This is a genomic window from Roseomonas sp. OT10 (assembly GCF_020991085.1).
In the GTDB taxonomy this organism is placed as follows: Bacteria; Pseudomonadota; Alphaproteobacteria; order Acetobacterales; family Acetobacteraceae; genus Roseomonas; species Roseomonas cutis.
Window position 1 is genome coordinate 2,816,488 of sequence record NZ_CP087719.1, and the last position, 25,828, is coordinate 2,842,315.

A 25,828-nucleotide genomic window follows, 5' to 3' on the forward strand; every position below is an offset into this window, starting at 1 on the left:
CCCGGACCCCCCCTATCCGCCAGGAGCAGAGCCCCTGGACCCCCATTCACAGACGCGTCGGCGCGCCGGAGGTCGATGACCTCCGGCGGGTTCGGCGTCGGCGCGCGTGGCCTGGAATGTCCTGTTGGCGCCCCGCCTGTCCACGCGCTCCCCGGATTCAGCCCGCAGGCTGCCGGCAAGCACCCGGTGCCAGACTCCCGCCGGGGTTCGGGGGCCGGCTCGCCCCCGGCGGAGGGGGGTCCGGGGGCGAGGCAGCGCCTCCCCCCGGGGGTGCCGCCGGCTCTCACGCCACCACCCGCCGGACGGAGAGCGGCGCCAGCCCGTCGAGCAGCGCGGCCAGCCGGGCCTCGTCGGCCTCCGGGTCCGCGACGGCGAGGAAGAAGCGGTCCTGGCTGGCGCGGCCGATGTCGTGGGCGTCGAAGACAGGGTGGTTCAGGCGCGGCAGGCCGGTGGAGACGAGGAAGAACCCGACGCCGGTGAAGGTGGCGCCGAGGATTCCCGCCTCGAAGGACAGCACGAGGAAAACCTGCCAGGTGTTCAGCGGCCGCCCGCCCAGCACGATGGGGTAGTCGATCACCGCCGCGTACCAGCACATCGCGAAGACGAAGCCGGCCGAGAGCAGCCCGCCCACCAGCATCGCCGGGCGCACCGGCGGGGTGGGCAGGGCCAGCGCCTCGGCCAGACCTTCCACTGCGAAGGGGGTGTGCGCGTCCAGCCCGCGCAGCCCCGCCCGCCGTGCACGCCGGGCGGCGTCGATCAGCGTCTCCGGGTCGCGGAACTCGGCGAGGAGGAGCGGCGTCGCGTTCATGCGCCGCGTTCCCGGTCACGCAGCAGCTTGCCCAGGTCGTGCATGGCGATCACCGGCAGCAGCCGCGCGAAGACGAGGAAGAGCAGCAGGAAGAAGCCGATCGTGCCGGCCAGCAGCGACCAGTCCCAGAAGGTCGGCCGGAAGACGGCATGCATCGCCGGCAGGTGGCCGTGCGAGAGCGTGTTCCAGATGATGAGGACGCGCTCCAGCCACATGCCGAGGTTCAGCACCAGCGAGACCGTCACCACCGCGACGATGCTCTCCCGCGCCCGTGCCGACCACAGCAGTTGCGGCACCAGCACGTTGCAGGCGAGCAGCACGGCGTAGAGCGGCGCGTAGGGGCTGGCGAACAGGAAGGCGACGTGCCCGCGCTCCGCGCCGTCGCCGCCGTACCAGGCGGTGAACCACTCCGTCAGGTAGGAGAGGCCGAGCACCAGCGAGCCCGCCAGGATCACCTTCGCCATCGCCGCGAAATGGCGGTGCGTAAGGACGGCCTGCAGACCCAGCCCCCAGCGCATCAGCGCCGCCACCACGACGCACATGCCGAAGCCGGAGAAGAGAGCGCCGGCGACGAAGTAGGGCGGGAAGATGCTCTCCGACCAGCCGGGCATCAGGCTGGCGGCGAAGTCCATCCCCACCACGCTGTGCACGGACACCACCAGCGGCAGCGCCATCGCCGCCATGGTGCGATAGACCCTCTCGTGCAGGTGCCAGTGCCGCGCCGAGCCGCGCCAGCCCATCGCCAGCACGCCATAGGCCAGCCGCGCCCCGCGTCCTTTTCGCCCCTGACCCTGGGCCCGGTCGCGCAGCGTGGCGAGGTCGGGGATCAGCCCCAGCCACCAGAACAGCGCCGAGAAGATCAGGTAGGTCGAGATCGCCGCTGCGTCCCACACCAGCGCGGAGCGCCACTGCGGCCACAGGTCCATCGTGTTCGGATAGGGCAGGATCCAGTAGGCCCGGTACGGCCGCCCCAGGTGCAGGATCGGGAACAGCCCGGCGATGGCGCCAGCGAAAAGCGTCATCACCTCCGCGAAGCGGTTGATCGCCGCGCGCCAGGGCTGCCGCGTCAGCAGCAGCGCGGCGGAGATGAAGGTGCCGGCATGGCCGATGCCCAGCCACCAGACGAAGTTCGCGATGGCGAAGCCCCAGACGACGCTGGTGTTCACCCCCCAGACCCCCACGCCCTCGGCGAAGAGCCAGCCGATCGAGACGAGCATCAGCCCCGTCCCCAGCACCCCCGCCGCGAAGGCGATCCAGTACGGCCGCCCCACCCGCCGCCGCAGCAACGGGTCCGCGACCGCGCCCACCAGAGAGCCGTAGGTCGCCTCGCGCGGGAGCAGGCCATCGGTGCTCATGCCGTGATGCCCGTGGCCCGGGGGGAGACGCCGCCTCCCCCCGCACCCCCCCTCAGCCGGGGACGGGCCGGCCCCCGGACCCCGGCGGGAGTCTGGTGCTGTGTGGGAAGGGCGTGGTCTGTGGGCTGAACCCGGGGAACGTATGGTCGGACGGGATTCAAGGGCGAAGACGCTGGCAGCGGGCGAGGCGGCCGTGCCCGCCGGAAGCCCATGGCCGCCGGCGCATCGACCCCGAAGCAGGTTGCCTCGCAGCAGCGCCCCCTGGGTCCAGGGCACGCAGTGTCCTGGCGGATGAGGGGTACGGGGGGCAAGGCGGAGCCTTTCCCCCGGGGAACCGGCGCCCCGCTCACTCCACCTCCGGGTGGCGCAGCGCCGCGAGGTAGGTGGTGCGCGGGCGCGTGCCGAGGTGTTCCAGCAGCGCGTAGTGGGCGGGGGAGCGGCGCAGGGCCACGACCTCCTCGGCGGGGTTGTTCAGGTTGCCGAAGCTGATGGCCTGGGCGGGGCAGGCGGACTGGCAGGCGGTGACGACCTCGCCCGCGGCGAGGGGGCGTTCCTCCTTCGCGGCGGTGCGGCGGGCGGCGCTGAGGCGCTGGACGCAGTAGGTGCACTTCTCCATCACGCCGCGGGCGCGCACCGTCACCTCCGGGTTGCGCTGCGCCGCGAGGGTGGGGGCGCCGAGATTCGCGTATTCCTGGCCGTCGGCATAGCCGCGGAAGTTGAAGCGCCGGACCTTGTAGGGGCAGTTGGCCTGGCAGAAGCGCGTGCCGATGCAGCGGTTGTAGACCTGCGCGTTCAGCCCTTCCGCATCATGGACCGAGGCGGCGACGGGGCAGACGGGCTCGCAGGGCGCGTGCTCGCAATGCATGCAGGGGACGGGCTGGAAGCCCGGGCACGGATCGGTCTCGGGACCGGCCTCGTAGGTGTCGATGCGCAGCCAGTGCATGTCGCGGCCGCGCGCGACCTCCTCGGGGCCCACGACGGGGACGTTGTTCTCGCTCTGGCAGGCGACGACGCAGGCGTTGCAGCCGATGCAGCGCGTCGTGTCGATCACCATGGCCCAGGCCGCATCGGCGTCGCGCGGCAAGGGGGGGTTGAAGCTTGGCGGATCGGGGTGGGGCGTCCCGGCCGGCGGTACCGGGGCGGTACGGAACAGCGTGGCCGCCTCGCCCTCCAGCGGCGCTTCCGGGCCCAGGCGCAGCAGAGTGCCTGGCTGGCCGGTGGGCTCCAGCATCAGCCCCGGCATGGCCCAGGGCGCGTCCGGTCGGCGCAGCGCGTAGGCGTCCGCCCCCACCCCGTCGCCGATGGCGCCCGCGCGGCGGCGTCCGCCGCCCAGCGCCACGGCCACCACGCCGGGCGCCATGCCGGGGCGCGGGAGCGCGGGCAGCTCCAGCGCGCGCCCGTCCAGCGTCAGGCGGACCAGCGCGCCCTCCTCCACCCCGCGGCGGCGCGCCTCCTCCGGCGCCAGCAGCGCGGCATTGCCCCAGACCTGGCGGGTCAGCGGGCGCGGGCATTCCTGCAGCCAGGGATTGTTGGCGAAGCGCCCGTCCCAGAGCGCGGCGTCGGGGCGCAGCAGCAGCGTCAGCCCCTCGGCGGGCACGGGGGGCAGGGGCGGCAGGCGCGGCGCGCCCGCGTCCACGGCGGGGGCGGCGCTGTCCGGCACCACCCCGTCGCGCAGCACCCGGCGCCACCAGGGCTCGAACCCCTCCCCCGCGCGCCCGGCGGCCCAGGTCTCGCGCACGGCGTCGCGGGCGGAGAGGTCGTCGCGCCCCAGCAGCACGCCCAGCAGCCAGTGGGCCGGCCGGGTCGCCTGGTAGAGCGGCGTGATCAGCGGCTGCGCGACGGCGGCGGTGCCGTCCGTGGCGCGCAGGTCACCCCATTCCTCCAACGGGTGGGTCTCCGGCAGGTGCCAGCGGCAGGCCGCCGCCGTCTCGTCCCGCCAGGGGCCGAGATGGACGGAGAAGGCGCCCGAATCCCGCAGCGCCGCCTCCCAGCCCAGCGCCGCCGGGGCATCGTGGCCGGGGTTGGCACCGAGGATGACGAGCGTGTCCACCCGCCGCTCCCGCAGCGCCCCGACCAGTGCCGCGAGGGTGGCGGGCGGCTCCGCCGGGCCGACGGGTTCGGTCAGCGCCACGGGGGCGGCGAGCCGGGCGTTGATCCAGTGGGCCAGGGCGTGCAGCTCCGGCGGCTGCCACTCGCCGACAAGGATCAGCGCCTCGCCGGGATGGGCCAGCAGGTCGGCCGTCGCGGCATCGAGGAAGCGCGCGGCCTCGGGCGGCAGGTCCGGCGCGGGCAGCCCGGCGCCCAGCCGCGCCGCCAGCGCCACGGCTAGGTCGCGCACCAGCCCGGGCGGAGCGGCAAGGCGGCGGTCCGCCTTGGCGCCCGTGGCACTCATCACCGGCTCGGCGGCGTAGAGCCGCGCGGTGGTCTCGCCGCCGCGTTGCGCCGACCGGCGTGCCGCGAAGGCCCGGGCGTGGCGGATCTGGTCCGGCCCCGGGCCCAGCGGGTCGGCGTCCAGCGCCAGCACCATGGCGGCCCGCTCCAGGCGGGGCCGCGCCGCCAGCGGCCGCCCGAAGGCCAGGGCCGCGCCGGCCAGCGCGTTCGCCTCCCCCACCGCCTCGTGCGCATGGTGGCGCAGCGCCGGGAAGCGGGCGCGCAGCTCCCCGATCAGCCGCAGCAGGGTGGGCGAGGCGACATGGCCCGTCAGCAGCGCCAGCCCCTCGCCGCCCCGCGCCTCCAGCGCCCGCAGCCGGGGCGACAGGTCGGCGAGGAAGGCCTCCCGCGAGGCGATGCGCCCCTCCCGGCGCAGGGTGCGGGAGCGGTCGGGATCGTAGAGCGACAGCACCGCCGCCTCGGCGAAGACATCCGTGGCGCCGAGGCTCGCCGGGTGGTCCGGGTTGCCCTCCACCTTGGTCGGGCGCCCCTCGACCGAGGTCACCACCACCCCGCGGCCATAGCCGCCCAGCGGCAGCACGGTGGCGAAGCGGCGCGGCAGGCCCGGCCCCTCGCCTACCTCCTGCTCCACGGCGGGGACGATCTCCTCCGGCGGCTCGCCGCAGGCGGTCAGCGCGGCGGCCGAGGCCAGCAGCGCCAGCGCCGCCTGCCGGCGGGACAGGGGCGGCGCCCCGCTCACCGGTGGCACCGCGAGCAGTCGGTCAGGTGCTCGGTGCGGATCATGTAGTCGCGGATCAGCGCTTCGCCCCGCGCCCGCTGGTCGGGCGGCGGGGTCCAGCGCATGTCGTAGACCGCCTCGCGCGGGCGCAGGTTCGGCGCCGGGTCGCGGTGGCAGTCCAGGCACCAGCCCATGGTCAGCGGCGCGGCCTGGCGCAGCTGCTGCATCCGGTCCACCGCGCCGTGGCAGGTGGAGCAGCCGACGCCCTTCGCGACATGGATGCTGTGGTCGAAATAAACGTAGTCCGGCAGGCGATGGACCCGCACCCAGCGCAGCGGCACGTCCCGCGCCAGCGATTCGCGCACCGGCGCCAGGATCGCCGCGTTGGTCCAGAGCTGGGAATGGCAGGCCATGCAGGTCTGGGTCGGCGGCAGGCCGGCGAAGCGCGACCGCTCGGCGCCCGTGTGACAGTTGCGGCAGTCGAGCCCGAGGCCGCCGACATGGTGCGCGTGGCTGAACTGCACCGGCTGCTCCACCGTCACGTCCTGCCGCGTCACGTGCGGGGTGAAGGGCAGCGCGACCAGCAGCCCCAGCCCGCCCAGCAGCAGCGCGGCGCCGCCGAGCAGCCCGGCCCGGGCGAGGGTGGTGGCGACGGGGGGAAAGAGCTGCGCCATGCGCCCGACCTAGCGTCGGCGATCACGCCGGCCGCGGCGGTGGTTCGGCGCGGGAGGGTGTGGCACGACTCTCGGCACGGCCCGGGGACCTTGTGTCCGGCCACGGCACAGGTCCAGCGCGGCGCTGATGAAGAAGCCGCAACGCGCTTCAACAAGCGGCGATCATCGTCCGGGTCCGGGGCGGGCACCACCCGCTGTCCCGCCTGCCCTCCCTGCCCCGCCCCTCGGTCCCGGGCGGCGGCGGCGGGCGTCGCGGCACCGGCTACCGGCGGAGCGTGCCTAATCGGCCCAGGGTGCTAGGATGGCGGCAGCCACCGTCAGGAGAGCCTTCATGCAGGATGTCGTCACCCGGATCCGCGAGTATCACCCGGAGCTGACGGCCATCCGCCGCGACATCCACGCTCATCCCGAGCTGGGGCTGGAGGAGCGCCGGACCGCGGCGCTGGTGGCGGCGAAGCTGCGCGAATGGGGCGTCGAGGTGGCGGACGGGGTCGGGGTGACCGGCGTGGTCGGCACGGTGCGCGGCACCCGGCCGGGGCAGCGGGCCATCGGCCTGCGCGCCGACATGGACGCGCTGGCCATCCACGAGGAGACCGGCCTGCCGCATGCCTCCACCACCCCAGGGGTGATGCATGCCTGCGGCCATGACGGCCACACCACCATGCTGCTCGGCGCGGCCCGCTACCTCGCGGAGAACCGGGACTTCGCCGGCACCGTCCACCTGATCTTCCAGCCGGCCGAGGAGGGCCGCGGCGGCGCCAAGGCGATGATCGCCGACGGTCTGTTCGACCGCTTCCCCTGCGATGCGGTCTACGGGCTGCACAACTCCCCGGGCATGCCGGTCGGGCGGTTCGGCACGCGCCATGGCGCGATGATGGCGGCGGCGGACAGCTGGTACGTCACCTTCCGCGGCACCGGCGGCCATGGCGGCTCCACCCCGCATCTGGCGACCGACGCAACCGTGGTGCTGGGCCACTTCCTGCTGGCGCTGCAGACCATCGTGCCGCGCAACGTCGCGGCCTCGGAGATGGCGGTGGTCAGCGTCGGCCACGTCGCCGGCGGCTCGCCGATCTCGCCCAACGTGATGCCGGCCGAGATCGCCGTCGCCGGCACCGCCCGCAGCTACGCCCCGGCGGTGCGCGACCTGCTGGAGCGCCGGCTGGGCGAGCTGGCGGCCGCCATGGCGGCGGCGCAGGGCTGCACGGCGGAGTTCCGCTATCACCGCGGCGTGCCGGCCGTGATCAATGCCGACGAGCAGGTCGGGGTGGAGCTGGCGGCCGCCGCCTCGCTGGTCGGCGAGGCGCAGGTGGACCCGGATGTCCGCCCCTCGACCGGCGGCGAGGATTTCTCCGAGATGATGAACCGCGTGCCGGGGGCCTTCATGCGCATCGGCAACGGCGTCGGCCCGGATGGCCGCTTCCACGGGCTGCACACGCCGCTCTACGACTTCAACGACGAGATCCTGCCGCTGGGCGCCGCCTACTGGGTGTCGCTGGTGCGGCAGGAGCTGGGCCTCGGCCAGCAGGGCTGAGGCCGGGAGGACGCGGGGGGAAGGATCGCCCCCCCGCGCGCCGTTCACTCCGCCGCGGCGGCGTAAGGGCGCATCCCCTGGCCGGACGGAAGCTCGAACAGCCCGTCCGGCAGGCCGCCGATGAAGGCCAGCGTCTCCTCCAGCGCCACGACGTCGGCATACTTGGCGTGCATGTCGCAGAGGTTGATGGCATGGCTGGCCTGGCTGCGGTCGAAGCAGCCCTCCTCCACCACCGCGATCCGGTAGTTCAGCGAGAAGGCGTCCAGCACCGTCGCCCGCACGCAGCCCGAGGTGGTGGTGCCGGTGACGAGCACGCTGTCCGCGCCGAGCAGGGTGAGGAAGGAGGCCATGGGCGTGCCCTCGAAGCCGGAGGGCTTGAGCTTCTCGATGACGATGTCCTGCGGGCCGGGCGCGATCTCGTCGACGATGTCGTTGCCGTCGCGGTTGGTCGCGATGGTGCGCGGCGCCTCGCCGTTGCGCCGGTTCTTCCAGGACCAGGAGCCCGCATCCCAGTTGTCCGCCCGGCGGGTGCCGGTGGTGTAGAGGATCGGCAGCCCCTTGGCGCGGCAGGCCTCCACCAGCTTCGCGATGGCCGCGACGCCGTCCCAGGCCTCCTCGCCGCAGGAGTTCCGCCAGCGCTTGATCGATTCCAGGATCGGCTCGGGCTTGTCGCCGCAGAAGGCATAGTTCACGTCCACGATGATCAGGGCCGGCCGCTTCCCGAAGCCCTGCCGCGCCCCGTAGCCGGCCGCCGCGAAGACCTGCTTGTCCCGCTCCGTCAGGAACTGGTTCCAGATCGGTTCCTTCTTGGTCTCCATCACGCTCTCCTCTCTCAGATGGTCGGCGCGATGCGCCGCTGGAACTGCATGTCGATGATCGCGTCGTAGGGCACGTCCGTCTTCAGGATGTCGGCCGTGCGGACGACGCGGTGCCCGGTCGCCCATGCCTCGGGGCTGACGAAGCCGTCGCGGCTCCAGAGGCCGTCGGCGAAGGTCCGGTCGAGGGTGGCCTTGATGTCCGCGACTGGCGCGGTGGGCCATTCCTTGCGTGCGAAGGCCGCGGCCTCGTCCGGGTCGGCATAGGCCGCCTTCAGCCCGCGCGCCACGGCACGGACGAAGCCCTCCACCATCTTCGGGTCCTGCTCCATGCTCTCGAGGCGGATGTTCAGCGTGGAGTAGGCATAGGGGCCGAGCTCCTTCGGCACGTTGAAGAAGGGCTCGTCCCAGACGTTCTGCGCCACGCCCTGCGTCAGGATCGGCTCGGTGATGACGCCGATATCGGCGGCGCGGGCGCGCATGGCGGCGAAGATCGGCGCCGTCGCCAGCTCGCTCATCGTCACGTCGCGGCGCGCGTCCAGGTTCCAGGTCCGGAGCAGGTAGCGCGTGATGGAGTTCGGCGTGCCGCCGAACAGGCCGGTCGCGAGCGTCTTGCCCTTCACGAAGGCAGCGAAGTCGCGATCCTTGGGCGAGGTGCCCTTGCGCGCGACGAAGTAGACGTTCCCGCGGTCCACCACGTTGCAGACGGCGCGCAGCTCCGCCCCCTTCGCCTTGGCGAAGGCGTTGTGCTCGGGCCCGCCGATGAAGGCGAAGGCCTGCTTGGTCAGCACCGCGTTGGTGTGCCCGGCGCCGCTCTCCACCGTGAGGATCCTGAGCGACAGCCCCTCCTCCGTGAAGTAGCCCTTGTGCCCGGCCAGGTAGAGCGGAAGGTAGCCGACCAGGTGGCCCGGCTCGGCCACGATGATCTCCTTGGCCTGGGCGCGGGCGAGGCGCGGCATCGCCAGCGCGCCGGCGGCGGCGCCGAGCAGCAGGCGCCGGCTGGGGTTCAGCATCATGACGGCAACTCCTTGCAGGGGATCAGTGGCGCACGTGCTTCATCAGCACGCGTTCGAGCTGCGAGACGGCGACGTACATCAGCACCGAGAGGGTGGAGAGGACGAGCACGGCGACCCAGACCAGCCCGATCTCGTAGGTCTGGCCGGCATAGAGGATCGTGCGCCCCAGCCCGTGCTGCGAGGAGATGAATTCCCCCACCACCGCGCCCGTGAGGGCGAGGCCGATGTTCACGCGCAGGACGGAGATGCCCCAGGGCAGGCAGGCCGGCACCACCAGCTTGCGGAAGACCTGCCAGCGCGAGGCGCCCAGCGAGTAGAGCAGCTTCTCATGGTCGCGATCCACCGCCTTCACGCCGGCATAGGTGGTCAGGGCGGAGACGACGACGGTCAGCGCCATGCCCAGCGCCACCTTGGAGGCGAGGCCGATGCCGAAGACCAGGATGACCAGCGGCGCCAGCGCCAGCTTCGGGATGGATTCGAAGCAGATGATGTAGGGCTGCACGATGGCGGCGTAGTTGCGCGACCACCAGAAGGAGAGGCCCCAGGCCGTGCCCAGGGTGGTGCCGAGGATGAAGCCCAGGATGGTGGCCCGGAAGGTGTACCAGGTGTCCACCGCCGCGTCGCCGCTGCGCACGAAGATGCCGAGCGTCTCGGCGATGGCGCTGGGGCGCGACCAGAAGAAGGCGTCCACGGCACCGGTGGCGGCGCCGTACTCCCATGCCGCGATCGCGGCGATGAGCACGCCGATCTGGCAGCCCGCGATCATCCAGCCCGGCCAGATGCGCTCCTGCGGCAGCCGCCGCGCGCGGAAGGGCGACAGCTTCGGCCGCGGCGGCGCGGCGGCGGTGGCCAGGGTGGGGTCGGCCGTGCCGGCCGGCGTGGCGATCTCGTTCATGCGCGCTCTCCCGGCTCAGGCGGCCTGCGCCACGTCGTCGTGCGGATCGTGGCCCAGCAGGTCCAGGCAGCGGGCCTTCACCGCGGCGAATTCCGGCGTCAGCGCGACGCTGCGCGGCCGCGGCCGGCGCAGCGGCACCTCCAGCGTCTCGACGATGCGGCCCGGGCGCGCGGCCATGACCTGGATGGTGTCCGAGAGGTAGACCGCCTCCTCCACGTCATGGGTGACGAAGATCACCGTCTTGCGGAAGTCCTGCCACAGCTGCAGCAGCCATTCCTGCATGCGGCTGCGCGTCTGCGCGTCCAGCGCCCCGAAGGGCTCGTCGAGCAGCACGATCTCCGTGTCGAAGAGCAGCGTGCGCAGCAGCGCGGCACGCTGCTTCATCCCGCCCGACAGCGCGGAGGGATAGGCGCTCTCGAACCCGCCGAGCCCGTAGCGGTGCAGGTAGGGCAGCGCATAGGCGCGCGCCTCCTTCACCGAGGCGCCGCGGATCTCCAGGCCCAGGATCACGTTGTCCAGCACGGTGCGCCAGGGCAGCAGAAGGTCCTTCTGCAGCATGTAGCCGACGCGGCCGATGGTTCCGGTGGCATCCTGGCCGTCGATCACGATCACGCCGTCGCTGGGCGTCAGCAGCCCCGCCACGGCGTTGAAGATGGTGCTCTTGCCGCAGCCGGAGGGGCCGATGAGGCTGACGAAGGTGCCGGGCGCGACGGCCAGATCCACGCCGCCGAGGGCGACGAAGGTGCTGCCGTCGGGCCGAACGAACTCGTGCCGGACGGCGCGCAGTTCCACCTTGGGGGGCGTTCGCATGACGCGCGCTCCTGGCTCTACGGGTGGCAGGGGTGGGTGCGGGCCGATTGGCGGGCAACCCGGCGACGTGAATTGCAATTCATGTGCCAAGGCAGCCGTCCCCCGGCGCGGGCGTAATTCCGCGCTGCCCGTGGCCCCGGCCGCCCCTAGGCGGGCAGCCTGCCCACCATTGCGGAAGCTCATCAAAAACCCGTGGCTGGCCGTGCCTCCCCGCCGGACCTACATTCCGCCGCAACGCGCCGCTGGGAGTGAGTCATGCGCATACTGCTGGTCGAGGACGATGCCGAAGTCGCGCGCTTCGTCGCCAAGGGCCTGCGCGAGGCCGGACATACCGTCGAGCAGTCCTCGAATGGCCGCGACGGGCTGTTCCTGGCCGCCTCGGAATCCTTCGACCTGCTGGTGCTGGACCGGATGCTGCCCGGCGGGGTGGATGGCGTCCGGCTCGTCGAGACGCTGCGGGCCCAGGGGAACAAGACGCCCGTCCTGTTCCTCTCCGCCCTCAGCGCGGTGGACGAGCGGGTCAAGGGGCTCAAGGCGGGTGGCGACGACTACCTCACCAAGCCCTTCGCCTTCGCGGAGCTGCTCGCCCGGGTGGAGGCCCTGGCGCGCCGGCCGGCCGTCGATGCCCCCACCACCCGGCTGAAGGTGGCCGACCTGGAGCTGGACCTGCTCTCCCGCTCGGTCACCCGGGCCGGCAAGCGGATCGACGTGCAGCCGCGCGAGTTCCGCCTGCTGGAGCACCTGATGCGCCATGCCGGGCAGGTGGTGACGCGCACGATGCTGCTGGAGAAGGTCTGGGACTACCATTTCGACCCGCAGACCAACGTCATCGACGTCCATGTCTCCCGCCTGCGGCAGAAGCTGGACAAGGGCTTCGACAAGCCGCTGATCCATACGGTGCGCAACGCCGGCTACATGCTGCGCGCGGAGGCCTGATGCCCGGCGCCGGGCCGGAGGGCGGGACGCCGCGGGCCGTCCCGCTGCGCCCGCTGCGCCGGCTGCTGGGCGGGGCCGGCTTCCGCATCGCCGCCTTCTTCGCCCTCGTCTTCCTGGTCGCCGGCCTCGCCTTCGGCGGCGTGCTGTGGTGGAGCAGCGCCGGGGCGCTGGACCGGCGCACGGATGCGGCGATCCGGGTCGAGACCACCTCCCTGCTGGAACGCTGGCGGGAGGCCGGCCAGTCCGGGGTGGCCGAGAGCATCGCCGAGCGGCTGGCCGAGGATGTCGAGGACCAGACCCTCTACCTGCTCACCGACCGCGGCGGCCGGCGCCTGGCGGGCAACCTCGACGCGCCGGCCGGCGGCGTGCTGGACCCGGCGCAGCGCTGGCAGAGCCTCGCCCTGCTGCGCGAGGGGGTGCGGACCGAGGCGCGGATCTTCCAGGCGGAGTTGCCGGATGGCTCCCGCCTCGTCGTCGGGCGCGACGTCGAGGACAAGCTGCGCCTGCGCGAGCTGCTGACGGAGGGGTTGGCCTGGGCTGCCGCCGCCGCGCTGCTGCTGGCCGTGGCAGGCGCCTGGATGGTGCGGCGCGCGCTGGAGGCGCGGCTGCAGCCGGCCGCCGAGACCGCCGCGGCGATCGCCCGCGGCGATCTCAGCCAGCGCGTCCCCCTCTCCGGCCGGGAGGACGAGTTCGACCGGCTGAGCCTGACGATGAACGCGATGCTGGACCACATCGCGACGCTGATGGAGGGCGTGCGGGGCGTCTCCGACGCCATCGCGCACGACCTGCGCACCCCCATCGCCCGTGCCCGCGCCAAGCTGGAGGAGGCGGTGGAGGAGGCGGATGCGGGCCGCGCCGACCAGGAGACGCTGCGGCAGGCGCTGGAGCAGGGAATCGCCGACCTGGACGGCATCACCCGGGTCTTCCAGGCGGTGCTGCGCATCGCCGAGGTGGAGGCCGGCGCCCGCCGGGCCGCCTTCGCCCCTTTCGACCTCGCCCCGGTGCTCGAGGACGCGGCCGAGCTCTACGGCGCCTCGGCGGAGGCGCGCGGGCAGGTCCTGGCCACCGAGATCCTGCCCGACGCGGCGCTGGACGGCCTGCCCCTGGTCGGGGACCGCGACCTGCTGCTGCAGGCGGTGGCGAACCTGCTGGACAATGCCGTGAAGTTCACCCAGCCCGGCGGCCGGGTGGAGCTGTCGGCCCATGCCGGGGTGGGCCGCCGGGGCCGCGTGGTCCGGGTGGAGGTGGCCGATGACGGCCCCGGCCTTTCCCCCGCCGAGCGCGGGCGGGCGGGCGAGCGGTTCTTCCGGGCCGACGGCGCGCGGGCCACGCCCGGCTCCGGGCTCGGCCTCTCCCTGGTGCGCGCCGTGGCGGCCCTGCACGAGGGGGAGGTGCTGCTGACCGACGCGCATCCCGGCGCCGATCCGCCGGGGCTGCGCGTCACCGTGATCCTGCCCCTGGCCCGGTCCGCCAGCGCCGCCGCGCCGGCCCATGCGGTCGCCACGGCGGCATGACCGTCCTTTCATCCGCCGCCCACCGCGACGCAGCGGCGGGCGGGCCAGAATGGGCGGCATGCGAGCGTTGCTGTCGCCGCACCTCCTGCTCCTGATCGGCATCGCCGGCCCCCCGGCGGCGTCGCTCATGCCCCATGCGAGCCCGGCGGCCGAGACCGCCTGGAGGGTGCGGCCCGAAAGCCCCGAGTACTGCGCGGAACTGGTCGCCCGGCTGGCCCGGACCGATGGCGGCACGGCCGACCCGGCGCGCAGCCTGGGCCAGGAAGGCGCGCGGCTCTGCCAGGCGGGCCATACCCGCACCGGCATCGCCAAGCTGCGCCGCGCCATCCGCGAGGCGCAGTCGACGCGGTAGGGCGGGCCGGGTCAGCGCAGGTTGGTCGGGTCGTGCAGCCGCATCGGCCCCACGGGCAGGCCGTGCATGACCCGAAGCAGCTGCGTCGCCAGCCCGGCATCCTCCAGCGCGCCGTGCAGGGCGTCTTCGCGGGACAGGCCGATGGCGGCGCTGGCCGCGGCCAGCCCGGCGCTCCCCCCCGGGCGGTGGCGGCGCCAGGCGCGCAGGGTGCAGTACTCGCCCTGCCACGGGCTGCGCAGGCCCAGCCGGTCGAACTCCCCGCCCAGCATGCGGCGGTCGAAGGACAGGTTGTGGGCGCACCCCACGGCGCCGGCGAAGAACGCCGCCACCTCCCTCGCATGGGCGGCGAAGGGCGGCTGGCGCGCCAGGAAGCGGTCGGACATGCCGTGCACCCGGGCGGCGCCGGGATGGCAGCGCCGTCCCGGTGCGAAGACGAGGTGCAGCGTCGCCACCGGCTCCAGGGCCGCATCCAGCCGCACGGCGCCGAGCGAGACCACCCGGTCGTCGCCGGTGCAGCCCGTGGTCTCCGTGTCGAAGACCACGACCTCCACGCCTTCCGGCAGGCGGGGGACAGGTGGGGCGGCAAGGGCAGGCGCAGGCATGTGCGGTGGTTAGAGCAGATCGGCGCCGCCCGGAACCACCGCCGCCCCGGCGCGCCATGCCGCCGGGCGTTGCAACGCGGCCCGCCGGCGGGCACCCTCGCGGCAAGAACGAGGAGGAACGCATGATCCAGCGTGCGGCCGCGGCCGCCTTGCTCGCCGCCCTTTCCATGCCCGGCCTGGCCGAAGCCCGCATCACCCGGCTGGAGATCGAGCGCACCGAGCCCGCCTTCGGCGGCCGCGCCTTCGGCAGCGTCGGTGCCTACCAGCGGCTGATCGGCAAGGCGCATGGCGAGGTGGACCCCGCCCTGCCCGGCAACGCGATCATCCAGGACATCGCGCTCGCCCCGCGCAACGCGCGCGGCATGGTGGAATACGTCACCGATATCGAGATCCTGCGCCCCGCCGTGCTGGCCCAGGGCAGCGGCGTGCTGCTGGTGGACGTGCCGAACCGCGGCAACAAGCGGCTGCTCGGCACCTACAACATCGGTGCCGGGCTGCGGAACGACAATGCCGAGGCGGGGGACGGCTTCCTCCAGGAACGCGGCATGACGCTGGTCTTCGTCGCCTGGCAGCCGGACGTGGCCCCGGGGGATGGGCGCATGACCATGACCGTGCCCGTGGCGCGCAACCCGGACGGGACACCCATCACCGGCGTGGTGCGGTCGGAACTGGTGACGGCGGCGACACGCAAGACGCTGAACCTCTCCTCCGGTCACTTCACCACGCTGACCCACACCTCCTATCCGACCGTCTCCACCGACAACCGCGCCGCGCTGCCGGACGGCTTCCGCCCCACCCTGACGGTGCGGGCGCGGGAGCAGGACCCGCGCGTGGCCATCCCGAACGAGGACTGGTCCTTCGCCAACTGCGAGGGCGCCGCGCCACGGGCGAGCGAGACGGAGATCTGCCTGCCCGCCGGCTTCCAGCCCGGCCGGCTCTACGAGCTGACCTACCGCGCCCGCGACCCGCTGGTGCTCGGCCTGGGCTATGCCGCGCTGCGCGACGTGGCGTCCTTCCTGAAGAACGAGCGCGAGGGGAACCCGGCGTACCGCGAGGGCCAGGTCGCGCTGCTGCACGGCACCAGCCAGAGCGGGCGCAACATGCGCCTGTTCCTCCATCTGGGCTTCAACGCCGACGAGCAGGGGAGGCGCGCCTATGACGGCATGATCCCGCATATCGGCGGCGGGCTGGCCGCGATGAACATCCGCTTCGCCCAGCCCGGCCGCGCCTGGGGCGAGCAGGTGGACCACCTCTACCCCGCCTACGACTACCCCTTCGCCTATGGCCGCGTGGCCGACCCGGTCACCGGGCGGAACCAGGGCGTGCTGGACCGTTGCGACGCGAACAACACCTGCCCGCGCATCGTCCATGCCGCCACCGCGCTGGAGATGTGGGAAGGGCGGCAGTCGCTCGGCCTGACCGACCCGCTGGGCGAGCGCGACCTGGCGGAGCACCCTTCCACCCGCACCTACATCATGGCCAGCACGCAGCACGGCGCCTGGACCCAGCCCATGCCGAAGCAGCCGCCCTTCGGCCTCTGCCAGCAGCAGCCCAACCCCAACCCGCAGATCCACACCATGCGCGCCCTCCTCGTCGCGCTCACCGACTGGGTGGCGCGCGACGTGGCGCCGCCGCCCAGCGCGCATCCGCGCCTCGCCGACGGCACGCTGGTGAAGCCGGAGGAGGTGCGCTTCCCCGCCATCCCGTCCAACGCCTATGGCGGCACGGAACGGCCGGCGGTGCGCTTCCTGCGCGTCACCAACCCGCTGCGCGTGCTCGATTTCGGCCCCGGCTACGACGCGGCCAACAGCAGTGGCGTCATCAGCCAGGAGCCGCCGCGGCAGGGCGACCGGGAATACGGGCTGCGCGTGCCGCAGGTGGATGCGGACGGCAACGACCTGGCCGGCGTGCGCTCCGTGACGCTGCGCGTGCCGGTGGGGACCTATACCGGCTGGAACCTCGGCCGCGCCGGCCGCTTCGAGGATGGGTTCTGCTCCCTCTCCGGCAGCCACATCCCCTTCGCCGCCACCCGCGCGGAGCGTGAGGCCGCCGGCGATGCCCGCCCCTCGCTGGAGGAACGCTATCCCGACCGCGCCGGCTACGTCGCCAAGGTGCGCGCGGCGGCGGAGGAGCTGGTGCGTGACCGCTTCCTCCTGCCGCAGGATGCCGCCGCCATCGTCGCGGCGGCCGAGCGCGACGGGCCGCGGGCGCATCCCTGAGGACCTTGCGCCCGGCCCCGGGGGTCGCGTCCCCCGGGCCGGGCGCCCGGCGTGAGGTGGGGGAGTTCACCTCCCCCACCCTTCACGGCCATCATCGGCCCCTGCCACCCAGGGAAAGCCGAGATGACCGCCGACCTTCTGCTGCGAAACGTCCGCCCCTGGGGCGGGGAGCCGCGCGACGTCGCGGTCCTCGCCGGCCGCATCGCCCCGCCCGGCACGCTGCCGCCCCCGGGCACGGCCGAGGTGGACGGACTCGGCGCCATCCTGCTGCCGGGGCTGGTGGAGGCGCACACCCACCTCGACAAGACGATGCTGGGCATGCCGTGGTACCGCAACGAAGTGGGGCCGCGGCTGATCGACCGCATCGAGAACGAGCGCGTCGAGAAGAAGCGCCTGGGCATCGAGCCGCACCGGCAGTCGATGCGCCAAGCGGTGCGCTGCCTCGGCCATGGCTCCACCCACATCCGCAGCCATGTGGACGTGGACACGGAGATCGGCCTCGCCGGCATCGAGGGCGTGATGGCCACGCGCGAGGCGATGCGCGGCTGGATCGACATCGAGATCGTCGCCTTCCCGCAATCCGGCCTGCTCGCCCGTCCCGGCACGCTGGAGCTGCTGGAGGAGGCGCTGCGGATGGGCTCGGAGGTGGTGGGCGGGCTCGACCCCTGCGGCATCGATGCCGACCCGAAGGGGCATCTGGACGCGATCTTCGGCCTCGCCGAGCGGCACGGAAAGCCGCTGGACATCCACCTGCACGAGACGGGGGAGCTGGGCGCCTTCTCCACGCGGCTGATCCTGGACCGCACCCGGGCGCTGGGGATGCAGGGCCGGGTCACGATCAGCCACGCCTTCTGCCTGGGCTCCACCGAGCCCGGGCTGGTGGAGCCGTTGCTGGACGGCATCGCGGAGCTGGACGTGCGGATCATGACGCTGGGCACGGCCAGCCGCCCCGTCCCCCCCATCCTGCCGCTGACGGCGCGCGGCATCACCGTCTGCTCGGGCAATGACGGCATCCGCGACACCTGGAACCCCTACGGCAACGGCGACATGCTGGAGCGCGCGATGCTGCTCGGCCTGCGCAACAACTGCCGCCGCGACGACGAGGTGGAGGTGGCGCTGCGCGTCTGCACCGAGGGCGGCGCGCGGACCATGGCGCTGGAGGGCTATGGCGTGGCCCCCGGCTGCCGTGCCGACCTGGTGCTGGTGGAAGGCGAGACGCTGGCCGAGGCGGTGGTCAACCATGCCCCCCGCCCGCTGGTGGTGAAGGCGGGCCGGGTGGTGGCCCGCGGCGGCAAGGCGCTGGTGCAGGCCCCGTGACGGCCCCTGGCCCGCACCCGTCGCTCCCCTGGGGCCGGCTGGAGGGCCCCACCCTGCTCACCGCCCGCTGGGTGCTGGGGCACGAGGCGGGGCGCCACCTCCTGCTGCGCGAGGGCGAGCTGGTCTTCGAGGATGGCGCCGTCACCTTCGCCGGGCATGGCTATGCCGGCCCGGTGGCGCGGCGCGTGGACTACGGCGCGGCGCTGATCGCGCCGGGCTTCGTGGACCTCGACGCGCTGTCGGACCTCGACACCACCATCCTCGGCTTCGACAACCAGCCCGCCTGGCGCAAGGGCCGCGTCTGGCCGCGCAGCTACGTCGAGGCCGGCCCCTTCGAGATGTATTCGCCGCAGGAGCTGGCCTTCCAGAAGCGCTACGCCTTCGCGCACCTGCTGCGCAACGGCATCACCACGGCGCTGCCCATCGCCTCGCTGTTCTACCGGGAATGGGGGGAGACGGTGGAGGAGTTCACCGCCGCCGCCGAGGCCGCGGAGGCGCTGAACCTGCGCGTCTGGCTCGGCCCCGCCTATCGCAGCGGCGGGCAGGTGGTGGAGGCGGATGGCCGCATCGTCGCCGATTTCGACGCGCCGCGCGGGCTGCGCGGGCTGGAGGAGGCCATCGCCTTCTGCCGCGCGAACGAGGGCCGCGCCGGCGGGCTGGTCCGCACCATGCTCGCCCCCGACCGGGTGGAGACCTGCACGCCGGACCTGCTCCGCCGCACCGCCGCGGCGGCCGCCGATCTCGGCGTGCCCTGGCGCCAGCACGCCCTGCAATCGGCGCAGGAGGTGGCGATCGTGCGCGACCTGCACGGCACCACGCCGGCGGAATGGCTGGCCTCGCTCGGCGTGCTCTCGCCCCGGCTGATCGTGCCGCACGCCACCGTCGTCTCCGGCCGCGACCTGGCGCTGCTGCGCGACGGCGGCGTCACCATCGCGCACTGCCCGCTGGTGACGGCGCGCGGCGGGGCGGCGATCGACAGCTTCGCGCGCTACCGGGCGATGGGGCTGAACCTCGGCCTGGGCACGGACACCTGGCCGGCGGACATGCTGCTGAACATGCAGATCGGCCTCCTGCTCTGCCGGGTGCGGGAGGGCCGCGCCGATGCCTGCCGCGCCGAGGACTTGTTCGACGCCGCGACCCTGGGCGGGGCGCGGGCGCTGGGGCGCGACGACCTCGGCCGCCTCGCGCCGGGCGCGCGGGCGGATATCGTGGTCTGGGACCTCGCCGCTTCGCATCTGGGGCAGGTGATCGACCCGGTGCAGACGTTGCTGCTCTCCGGCCGGGGGACGGATGCGCGCACGGTGATCGTGGACGGCCGCGCCTCGATGCAGGAGGGGGAGATCCCCGGGGTGGACTGGGCGGCATGGGGCGTGCAGGCCCAGGCGCAGTTCGACCGGCTGGTGTCCCTCTACCCGAGGCGCACCTTCGGCCATCCGCCGGCGGAGGCGATCTTCTCCTCCGCCTATCCCGTCCGCCGCGCCGCGAAGGAACCGACGTGACCGAGACCACCCCGCCGGAAACCCAGGGCTTCGACTTCGCCGCGCTCACGCCCCGCGAGCGCTACAAGCTGATGATCGGCACGATCATCCCGCGGCCGATCGCCTGGGTCACCACGCGCGATGCCCAGGGCCGCGCCAATGCCGGGCCCTACAGCTTCTTCAACTGCCTCTCGGCCGACCCGCCGATCGTCGCGCTGGGCGTCGAGTACCGCGCCGACGGCTCGCAGAAGGACACGTCGAGGAACATCCGCGACACCGGCTGCTTCACCGTCAACATCGTCTCCAACGCGCTGGTCGAGGCGATGAACGTCACCGCCGTGCCGTTCCCCGCGGGGGTGGACGAACTGGCCGAGGCAGGGCTGGAGATGCGGCCGGGCACGGCGATCGACAGCCCGCGAATCGCGGGCGCGGTGGCCTCGCTGGAATGCCGGCTGGATTCTTTCCTGCCGCTCCGCAACTCGCGCGACATCATCCTGGGCGAGATCGTCTACGTGCACGTGGTGGCCGGCGCGGTGAACGAGAGCCTGCACGTCGACCCGGCGCTGATCGACGCGGTGGGGCGCCTGGGCGGTCACGGCTACTCCACCATCCGCGACCGCTTCGACCTGCCGACGATGAGCGTCGAGGCCTATCGCGACGGGCGCATCCCGGGCCGCACCCCCGGCTGACCGGGGCGGGCCCCAGGGGTCAGGCCGGCCCGATCTCCCGGAACAGCCGGCCCCAGCCGGTGACACGCCGCGGGTCCACGCCGGCGATGGCCAGGCTCTTCCACACGACCGTGGCGATGGTGTCGTAGACGGGCAGGCCCAGCTCAGCCTCCAGCGCCTCGACCAGCGGCGCGGCGCGCAGGTTGGTGCAGACCACGGCCAGGGCCTGGGGCCCGGCCGCCGCGACCTCGCGCGCCATGGCCGAGAGCTGGTCCGCCGTGACCTCGGAGAAGGAGAAGTTGTCGCGCAGGCCCAGGTGGCGCTCGCCGGCACAGGCATGGCCGAGGCCGGCGTAGTTGGCGACGATCCTCGCCTGCACGTCGTCGGTGTAGGGGGTGACGAGGCCGAGCCGGCTCACCCCCGTGCGCGCCAGGATCTCGTTCAGCGCCAGCATGGAGGTGGTGGCGGGGATGCCCGTCGCCTCGGTGATGCGGCGGCAGAGCCGCTCATCCGCCTCGAAGCCGAGCCAGCCGGAGGAGGTGCCGTTCCAGGCGATGACATCCACCTTGGCATGGGCCAGCAGCTCCGCCGCGGCCAGGATCGCCGTGTCGTCGAACTGCGCCAGCGCGCTGTCGGACAGGGCGATCTCCGTCACCCTGAAGCGGCCGAAATGCGCCGAGACCTCCGGCAGCCCGGCGACCATGGCGGAGGTCACCGGCTCCAGCACCGTGTTGGAGGAGGGGGTCAGCATTCCCAGCAGCACGCGCTTCGTCATGGCCGGTCCTCGTTCAGCCCGTGGCCGGGATAGGGATGCGTCGCCAACCAGTGCCTCGCGATGTCGATGCGCCGGGTGACCCAGACCCTGTCGTGCTTCCCGATGTGGTCCAGCAGCCGCGCCAGGCCGGCCGACCGTGCCGGATGCCCGATCAGCCGCATGTGCAGCCCGACCGACATCATCTTCGGCCGTTCCGCACCCTCGGCGTAGAGGGTGTCGAAGGCGTCGCGCACGAAGCTGAACCATTCGTCGGAGGTGCCAACGGAGCTGGCGTACTTGCCGTCGTTGTTGGTCAGCGAATAGGGCACGACGAGGTGCCCCTTGCCCTCCACCGTGACCCACCAGGGCAGTTCGTCCGCGTAGGAATCGCTGTCGTAGAGGAAGCCGCCTTCCTCCACGACCAGCCGCCGCGTGTTCACGCCGGGTCCGTAGCGGCAGTACCAGCCGTCCGGGCGGTGCCCCACCGTGCGTTGCAGGGATTCGACGGCGCGGCGGATATGCTCGCGCTCCTCCTCCTCGGACAGCTGCCAGTGCTTCACCCAGCGCCAGCCGTGGCAGCAGACGTCGTAGCCGGCCGCGCGGATGGCCGCCGCGGCCTCCGGGTTGCGCTCCAGCGCCAGGGCGCAGCCGAACACCGTCAGCGGCATCCCGCGCTCCTGGAACAGCCGCAGCAGGCGCCAGAAGCCGACCCGGCTGCCGTACTCGAACATGCCCTCGGCGGCGAGGTCGCGGCCGCTGTGGATCTGGCTGGGGCCCATCGCCTCGGTCAGCCCGTGCTCGGAGAAGCCCTCGCCATCCTGCATCGAGGGCTCCGAGCCCTCCTCGTAGTTCATCACGAAGTTGACCGCGACCCGCGCGCCCCCGGGCCATCGCGGGTCGGGCGGGTTGGCGCCGTATCCGAGGAAGTCGCGCCGCACCTCATAGGCCATCACGCCGCCTCCACGGTGAAGGGCGTCACGTCCACGAACTCCTCGTCGCCCGCCGTGCCGTCCAGCCACATGCTGATGGCGAAGCGCCCCGGCGCGTCCAGCACGGTCAGCCCGTGGTGCCAGACATCCGCGCCATAGGTCACGCCCTGGCCGGGCGAGGCGACGAAGGCCGCCGCCTGCGTCATGTCCGGCCCGCCGCCCGGCGCGTGCGGCGCCACCAGCACGAGGTAGCGCACCGGGTCGAGCGGGACGAAGCTCTGCGACGAGAAGGCGTGCCGCTCCATCTTCTCCACCCGGAAGGGCAGAGAGGACGGGGCGCGCATCGCGAGCGACAGGCTGGGATGCGCCCCGGGGCGGCGGTTCTCCAGCCTCTGGTCGAAGTAGGTGCGGCCCGGCAGGGTCGGCGGGTCGAGCACCTGGCCGAAGGGGGCGAAGGCCTCGGCAGTCAGGGGAATGGCGCGCATCATCGGGCTCCTGCCCGGAAGACGGCTCGGGACGGGCGTGGCATCGGGTCCTCCCTTCGGCTCGGCGGCTCAGTAGCCGCGCACGGGATCGACGCGGTTGGGCAGCGGCCGGCCCTCGCGTTCCGCGCGCAGGTTGGCGAAGAGGATGTCCAGCGTGCGGTCGTTGTAGACCAGCGGGTCGTCCGCCGACATGTGCGGGGTGATGAACATCCCCTTCGTGCGCCAGAGCCGGTGACCGGGCGGCAGGGGCTCCGGCACCGCGACATCCGTCAGCGCGGCGGCGAGGTGGCCGGCCTCCAGCAGGTCGCAGACGGCATCCTGGTCCCAGACGGCGCCGCGCGCGATGTTCACCACGCCGGCCCCCCGCGGCAGCAGCGACAGCCGCTCGCGCGACAGCAGGCCGCGCGTCCGCGGGGTCAGCGGGCAGGCCAGCAGCAGGAAGTCGCAGCGCGGCAGCACCTGCTCCAGGTCGGACTCGCCCAGGACCTCGTCGCAATGCGGGTGCGGCCGCGCCGTGCCGCGCACGCCCAGGACGCGCATGCCGAACTGCTTCGCGCGCTGCGCCACCGCGCTGCCCAGCGTGCCCAGCCCGACCAGGCCCAGCACCGCCCCGGCCAGGCTGGGTGCCAGCCTGGGGGCCCAGCATGCCTCCCGCTGCTGCTCGGCGAAGAGCGGGATGTGGTTGCGCAGCATCAGCAGCGCCATGATGCCGAACTCGCCCGCCTTCTCGGCATGGGTGCCGCGGTTGTTCACCAGCACGAGGTCCGGTGGCACCCAGTCGAAGGGCAGCAGCCGGTCCAGCCCTGCCGAGGTGAAGGCCAGCACGCGCAGCCGCGGCGCGATCGCGCGCAGATCCGGGCGGCGCAGGTGGTCATGGGCGACCTTGGTCCAGGTCAGCAGCACCTCCGCCTCGCGCAGCGCCGGCACCAGCGCAGCGGGGTCATCCGAGAGGGACATCGCCGTCCCGGCCATGTCGGGGTTGCGTGCCAGCGCGGAGTCCCACTGCGCGCGGGTGATCCCCAGCGGATCGTCGCCGGGCGGATTCTGGATATGCAGTCGCATGCGCCCGGCATGGCACGAATCATGCCTGCTTCCCAGCCACCCGGTTGACAGCATGGGCCCGCCACGCTGCCATCCGTCGCAGGTCCAGCAATCGGAGCCGCCGCACCCGATGGGTCGTGCCTTCGCCCCACGCGCCGATGCGGCAGCGCCGTCCACCGGGTTCCGGGCCGCCGTCCGATGATCGACCTCCGCAACCGCCGCGCCCTGGTGACCGGGGCGGGCACCGACGGCATCGGCCGTGCCGCCGCCCGCGCCCTGGCGGCGGCCGGCGCGCGCGTGGCCGTGCACCACCTGGCCGAGCCGGAGGCGGCCGCCGCCCTGGCCGCCGAATGCGGCGGCGTGGCGCTGCAAGCTGACCTGGCCGAGCCCGGTGCGGCGGCCGCGCTGCCGCACCGCGCGGCCGAGGCGCTGGGCGGCCTGGACATCCTGGTCGGCAATGCCGCCATGCTGCTGCGCAAGCCCCTGACCGACACCAGCGAGGCGGAGTTCGCCCGGGTGCAGGCCGTGAACCTCGCCGCGCCCTTCGCCCTGGCGCGGGAAGCGGCGGCGATCATGCGTGCCGCCGGGCGGGGCGGACGGATCGTGCTGACCTCCTCGGTGAACCAGTGGATGCCCAATCCGGGGCTGGTGGCCTATGGCACCTCCAAGGCGGCGATCGGCGGGCTGGTGCGGCAGCTCGCGCTGGAGCTGGCCGCCGAGGGCATCACGGTGAACGCCGTGGCGCCGGGCACCATCCTGACCGACATCAACCGCGCCCGGCACGGCGACGCCGAATGGCGGGCGGCGAAGCTCGCCCTGATCCCGGCGGACCGGCTCGGCCGGCCGGAGGACGTGGCAGGCGTGATTGCCTTCCTGGCGAGCGACCTCGCCGCCTATGTCACGGGCACGACGCTCGCGGTGGATGGCGGGCTGTCGCTGATGGGGATGGGCACCCGCGCATGAGCTGGGAGGCCTATGCGATCCGCTACGCCGAGGACCCGCTGCGCCCCGGCCACCGCAGCTTCCTCGACGGCTCGGGCGGCGCCGAGCCGATGCCCCTCGCCTACCTGACCTTCGTGCTGCGCGGGCCGGAGGGGGTGGTGATGGTGGACACCGGCGCCGACGACGGGGTGGTGGCGCGGCTGGGCAAGCGACCGCTCGCCAATGTCGCGGCCGCGCTGGGGGCGCTGGGGATCGACCCGGGCGAGGTCCGCACGGTGGTCCAGACCCACCTGCACTGGGACCATGCCGGGGGCACCGCGCTCTTCCCGAACGCCGTCTTCCATCTGCAGGCGCGGGAGCTGGCCTATGTGAACGGTCCCGCGATGCGCCACCCGCTGCTGCGCGCCGGCTACGAGCCGGGCGAGATCGCCGGCATGACGGCGCTGCTGCATGCCGGGCGCCTGACCCTGCACGACGGATGCTGGTCCGGCCCCGGCGGGATCGAGGCCTTCCATGTCGGTGGCCATACGGACGGGTTGCAGGCCCTGGCCTTCCCCACCCGGCGCGGCCGGCTCTGCCTGGCCGGGGATTCGGCCGCCTTCCGGGCCAATCTGGAGCGTCGGGTCCCCTTCCCGTCCCTCTATTCCGTGGGCGACGCGCTGGATGCCTTCGACCGCGTGCTGGAGGCGGCGGGCGGGCGGGCCGAGGCGGTCCTCCCCGGCCACGACCCCTGGGTGATGCAGGCGCACCCCGCCGCACATCCGGGTACCGAGGGCTGGATCGTCCGGCTGGACTGACCGCTCCCCGCCGCGCCGCTGTCCATGGCGCGGGGGCTCTGGCCGTCATCACCGCCACCAATGGCCAGCCGGGATGTTTCGCCTGGACATGGGCGCGCCGGGCGCCACCTTTGCCGCAACCGCGGAGAAGGAGTCTGCCATGACCAAGGTTCTGGTCCTGTACCATTCCATGTACGGCCATATCGAGACGATGGCCCATGCCGTCGCCGAGGGTGCGCGTAGCGCCGGCGCCGAGGCGGTGGTGAAGCGCGTGCCGGAGCTGATGAGCCCGGAGGCCTTCGCCAAGGCCGGCGGCAAGACCGACCAGGCCGCCCCGGTCGCCGACCCGCACGAGCTGGGCGACTACGACGCGATCATCGTCGGCAGCCCGACCCGCTACGGCCGCCTTACCTCGCAGATGGCGCAGTTCTGGGACCAGACCGGCGGGCTCTGGGCCAAGGGCGCGCTGATCGGCAAGGTCGGCGCCGCCTTCACCTCCACCGCCACCCAGCATGGCGGGCAGGAGACGACGCTGATGGGGCTGCACACCATGCTGCTGCACCACGGTCTGGTGCTGGTCGGCCTGCCCTACTCGGCGGCCGGGCAGATGACGCTGGACGAGATCACCGGCGGCTCGCCCTACGGCGTGACGACCATCGCCGGCGGCCAGGGGCAGCGCCAGCCCTCCGCGAACGAGCTGGACATGGCGAAGTTCCAGGGCGCGCACGTCGCGAAGATCGCGGCGAAGCTGACGGGCGGGGCCTGAGCACGGCCCAACCCCGCCCGGCGGCCGGGGCGGCCG

General features: G+C 73.5%; 24 protein-coding genes. 11 read left to right on the forward strand and 13 right to left on the reverse strand.

The window, feature by feature from the left end:
* Positions 1-283 precede the first annotated feature (283 nt).
* The 4 genes from LPC08_RS12900 to LPC08_RS12915 form a co-directional block, all read right to left on the reverse strand.
* Positions 284-808, reverse strand: coding sequence for a DUF3341 domain-containing protein (locus LPC08_RS12900; RefSeq protein WP_230448648.1), 525 nt, complete (start codon positions 806-808; stop codon positions 284-286).
* Complete coding sequence (gene nrfD / locus LPC08_RS12905; protein ID WP_230448649.1) at positions 805-2,163, reverse strand: NrfD/PsrC family molybdoenzyme membrane anchor subunit; 1,359 nt, start codon at positions 2,161-2,163, stop codon at positions 805-807. The genes LPC08_RS12900 and nrfD overlap by 4 nt, the downstream gene beginning before the upstream one ends.
* A 346-nt stretch (positions 2,164-2,509) precedes the next feature.
* A complete protein-coding gene (locus tag LPC08_RS12910) occupies positions 2,510-5,293 on the reverse strand; it encodes a 4Fe-4S dicluster domain-containing protein (RefSeq protein WP_230448650.1) in 2,784 nt (927 codons plus the stop codon).
* The gene (locus LPC08_RS12915; RefSeq protein ID WP_230448651.1) at positions 5,290-5,946 is read right to left on the reverse strand and encodes a cytochrome c3 family protein; all 657 of its coding nucleotides are present in this window, start codon (positions 5,944-5,946) and stop codon (positions 5,290-5,292) included. The genes LPC08_RS12910 and LPC08_RS12915 overlap by 4 nt, the downstream gene beginning before the upstream one ends.
* Positions 5,947-6,277: 331 nt before the next feature.
* On the opposite strand from LPC08_RS12915, the gene LPC08_RS12920 reads away from it, so the two are divergent.
* On the forward strand, positions 6,278-7,477 hold the full coding sequence (locus LPC08_RS12920; RefSeq protein ID WP_230448652.1) for a M20 aminoacylase family protein: 1,200 nt from the start codon (positions 6,278-6,280) through the stop codon (positions 7,475-7,477).
* 44 nt (positions 7,478-7,521) lie between these two features.
* Here LPC08_RS12920 and LPC08_RS12925 read toward each other — a convergent pair whose 3' ends face one another.
* The 4 genes from LPC08_RS12925 to LPC08_RS12940 are packed head-to-tail and all read right to left on the reverse strand — an operon-like array spanning position 7,522 to position 11,013.
* Entirely contained in the window at positions 7,522-8,295 is a 774-nt protein-coding gene (locus LPC08_RS12925; protein ID WP_230448653.1) for an isochorismatase family protein, read from the reverse strand.
* A 14-nt stretch (positions 8,296-8,309) separates the two neighbouring features.
* A complete protein-coding gene (locus tag LPC08_RS12930) occupies positions 8,310-9,308 on the reverse strand; it encodes an ABC transporter substrate-binding protein (protein WP_230448654.1) in 999 nt (332 codons plus the stop codon).
* A 22-nt stretch (positions 9,309-9,330) separates the two neighbouring features.
* Positions 9,331-10,203 carry an ABC transporter permease gene (locus LPC08_RS12935; protein WP_230448655.1) on the reverse strand — a complete coding sequence of 291 codons (873 nt, stop codon included), beginning with the start codon at positions 10,201-10,203 and terminating at the stop codon, positions 9,331-9,333.
* Between the two features lie 15 nt (positions 10,204-10,218).
* Positions 10,219-11,013, reverse strand: coding sequence for an ABC transporter ATP-binding protein (locus tag LPC08_RS12940; RefSeq protein WP_230448656.1), 795 nt, complete (start codon positions 11,011-11,013; stop codon positions 10,219-10,221).
* Positions 11,014-11,268: 255 nt separating this feature from the next.
* On the opposite strand from LPC08_RS12940, the gene LPC08_RS12945 reads away from it, so the two are divergent.
* The 3 genes from LPC08_RS12945 to LPC08_RS12955 are packed head-to-tail and all read left to right on the forward strand — an operon-like array spanning position 11,269 to position 13,815.
* Positions 11,269-11,949 carry a winged helix-turn-helix domain-containing protein gene (locus LPC08_RS12945; protein ID WP_230448657.1) on the forward strand — a complete coding sequence of 227 codons (681 nt, stop codon included), beginning with the start codon at positions 11,269-11,271 and terminating at the stop codon, positions 11,947-11,949.
* The gene (locus tag LPC08_RS12950) at positions 11,949-13,463 is read left to right on the forward strand and encodes a sensor histidine kinase (protein WP_230448658.1); all 1,515 of its coding nucleotides are present in this window, start codon (positions 11,949-11,951) and stop codon (positions 13,461-13,463) included. Before LPC08_RS12945 ends, LPC08_RS12950 begins: the two co-directional genes overlap by 1 nt.
* Positions 13,464-13,521: 58 nt before the next feature.
* Positions 13,522-13,815: a hypothetical protein gene (locus LPC08_RS12955; protein ID WP_230448659.1), complete on the forward strand. Its 294-nt coding sequence runs from the start codon at positions 13,522-13,524 to the stop codon at positions 13,813-13,815.
* A gap of 11 nt (positions 13,816-13,826) precedes the next feature.
* On the opposite strand, the gene LPC08_RS12960 is transcribed toward LPC08_RS12955, so the two are convergent.
* A complete protein-coding gene (locus tag LPC08_RS12960; RefSeq protein ID WP_230448660.1) occupies positions 13,827-14,417 on the reverse strand; it encodes a 3'-5' exonuclease in 591 nt (196 codons plus the stop codon).
* Between the two features lie 122 nt (positions 14,418-14,539).
* Between LPC08_RS12960 and LPC08_RS12965 the strand changes: the two genes are divergently transcribed.
* The 4 genes from LPC08_RS12965 (at position 14,540) to LPC08_RS12980 (ending at position 20,120) form a co-directional block, all read left to right on the forward strand.
* Positions 14,540-16,636, forward strand: a complete 2,097-nt coding sequence (locus LPC08_RS12965; protein WP_230448661.1) for an alpha/beta hydrolase domain-containing protein — start codon at positions 14,540-14,542, stop codon at positions 16,634-16,636.
* Between the two features lie 123 nt (positions 16,637-16,759).
* A complete protein-coding gene (locus LPC08_RS12970) occupies positions 16,760-17,953 on the forward strand; it encodes an amidohydrolase family protein (RefSeq protein ID WP_230448662.1) in 1,194 nt (397 codons plus the stop codon).
* Entirely contained in the window at positions 17,950-19,452 is a 1,503-nt protein-coding gene (locus tag LPC08_RS12975) for an amidohydrolase family protein (RefSeq protein WP_230448663.1), read from the forward strand. The genes LPC08_RS12970 and LPC08_RS12975 overlap by 4 nt, the downstream gene beginning before the upstream one ends.
* Positions 19,449-20,120 carry a flavin reductase family protein gene (locus LPC08_RS12980; RefSeq protein ID WP_230448664.1) on the forward strand — a complete coding sequence of 224 codons (672 nt, stop codon included), beginning with the start codon at positions 19,449-19,451 and terminating at the stop codon, positions 20,118-20,120. Before LPC08_RS12975 ends, LPC08_RS12980 begins: the two co-directional genes overlap by 4 nt.
* 19 nt (positions 20,121-20,139) lie before the next feature.
* On the opposite strand, the gene LPC08_RS12985 is transcribed toward LPC08_RS12980, so the two are convergent.
* The 4 genes from LPC08_RS12985 to LPC08_RS13000 all read right to left on the reverse strand — a co-directional run bounded on the left by LPC08_RS12985 (position 20,140) and on the right by LPC08_RS13000 (position 23,329).
* Positions 20,140-20,874 (reverse strand): maleate cis-trans isomerase family protein, encoded by a 735-nt coding sequence (locus LPC08_RS12985; RefSeq protein ID WP_230448665.1) that lies wholly within the window; start codon positions 20,872-20,874, stop codon positions 20,140-20,142.
* Positions 20,871-21,803, reverse strand: coding sequence for a polysaccharide deacetylase family protein (locus LPC08_RS12990; RefSeq protein WP_230448666.1), 933 nt, complete (start codon positions 21,801-21,803; stop codon positions 20,871-20,873). Before LPC08_RS12990 ends, LPC08_RS12985 begins: the two co-directional genes overlap by 4 nt.
* Positions 21,803-22,270: an ureidoglycolate lyase gene (locus LPC08_RS12995; protein WP_230448667.1), complete on the reverse strand. Its 468-nt coding sequence runs from the start codon at positions 22,268-22,270 to the stop codon at positions 21,803-21,805. Before LPC08_RS12995 ends, LPC08_RS12990 begins: the two co-directional genes overlap by 1 nt.
* A 66-nt stretch (positions 22,271-22,336) precedes the next feature.
* Positions 22,337-23,329, reverse strand: a complete 993-nt coding sequence (locus tag LPC08_RS13000) for an NAD(P)-dependent oxidoreductase (protein ID WP_230448668.1) — start codon at positions 23,327-23,329, stop codon at positions 22,337-22,339.
* Positions 23,330-23,506: 177 nt separating this feature from the next.
* Between LPC08_RS13000 and LPC08_RS13005 the strand changes: the two genes are divergently transcribed.
* The 3 genes from LPC08_RS13005 (at position 23,507) to wrbA (ending at position 25,792) form a co-directional block, all read left to right on the forward strand.
* Positions 23,507-24,271 carry an SDR family NAD(P)-dependent oxidoreductase gene (locus LPC08_RS13005; protein WP_230448669.1) on the forward strand — a complete coding sequence of 255 codons (765 nt, stop codon included), beginning with the start codon at positions 23,507-23,509 and terminating at the stop codon, positions 24,269-24,271.
* Complete coding sequence (locus LPC08_RS13010; RefSeq protein ID WP_230448670.1) at positions 24,268-25,047, forward strand: N-acyl homoserine lactonase family protein; 780 nt, start codon at positions 24,268-24,270, stop codon at positions 25,045-25,047. The genes LPC08_RS13005 and LPC08_RS13010 overlap by 4 nt, the downstream gene beginning before the upstream one ends.
* A 139-nt stretch (positions 25,048-25,186) precedes the next feature.
* Positions 25,187-25,792 (forward strand): NAD(P)H:quinone oxidoreductase, encoded by a 606-nt coding sequence (wrbA, locus tag LPC08_RS13015; protein WP_230448671.1) that lies wholly within the window; start codon positions 25,187-25,189, stop codon positions 25,790-25,792.
* Positions 25,793-25,828: the final 36 nt, after the last annotated feature.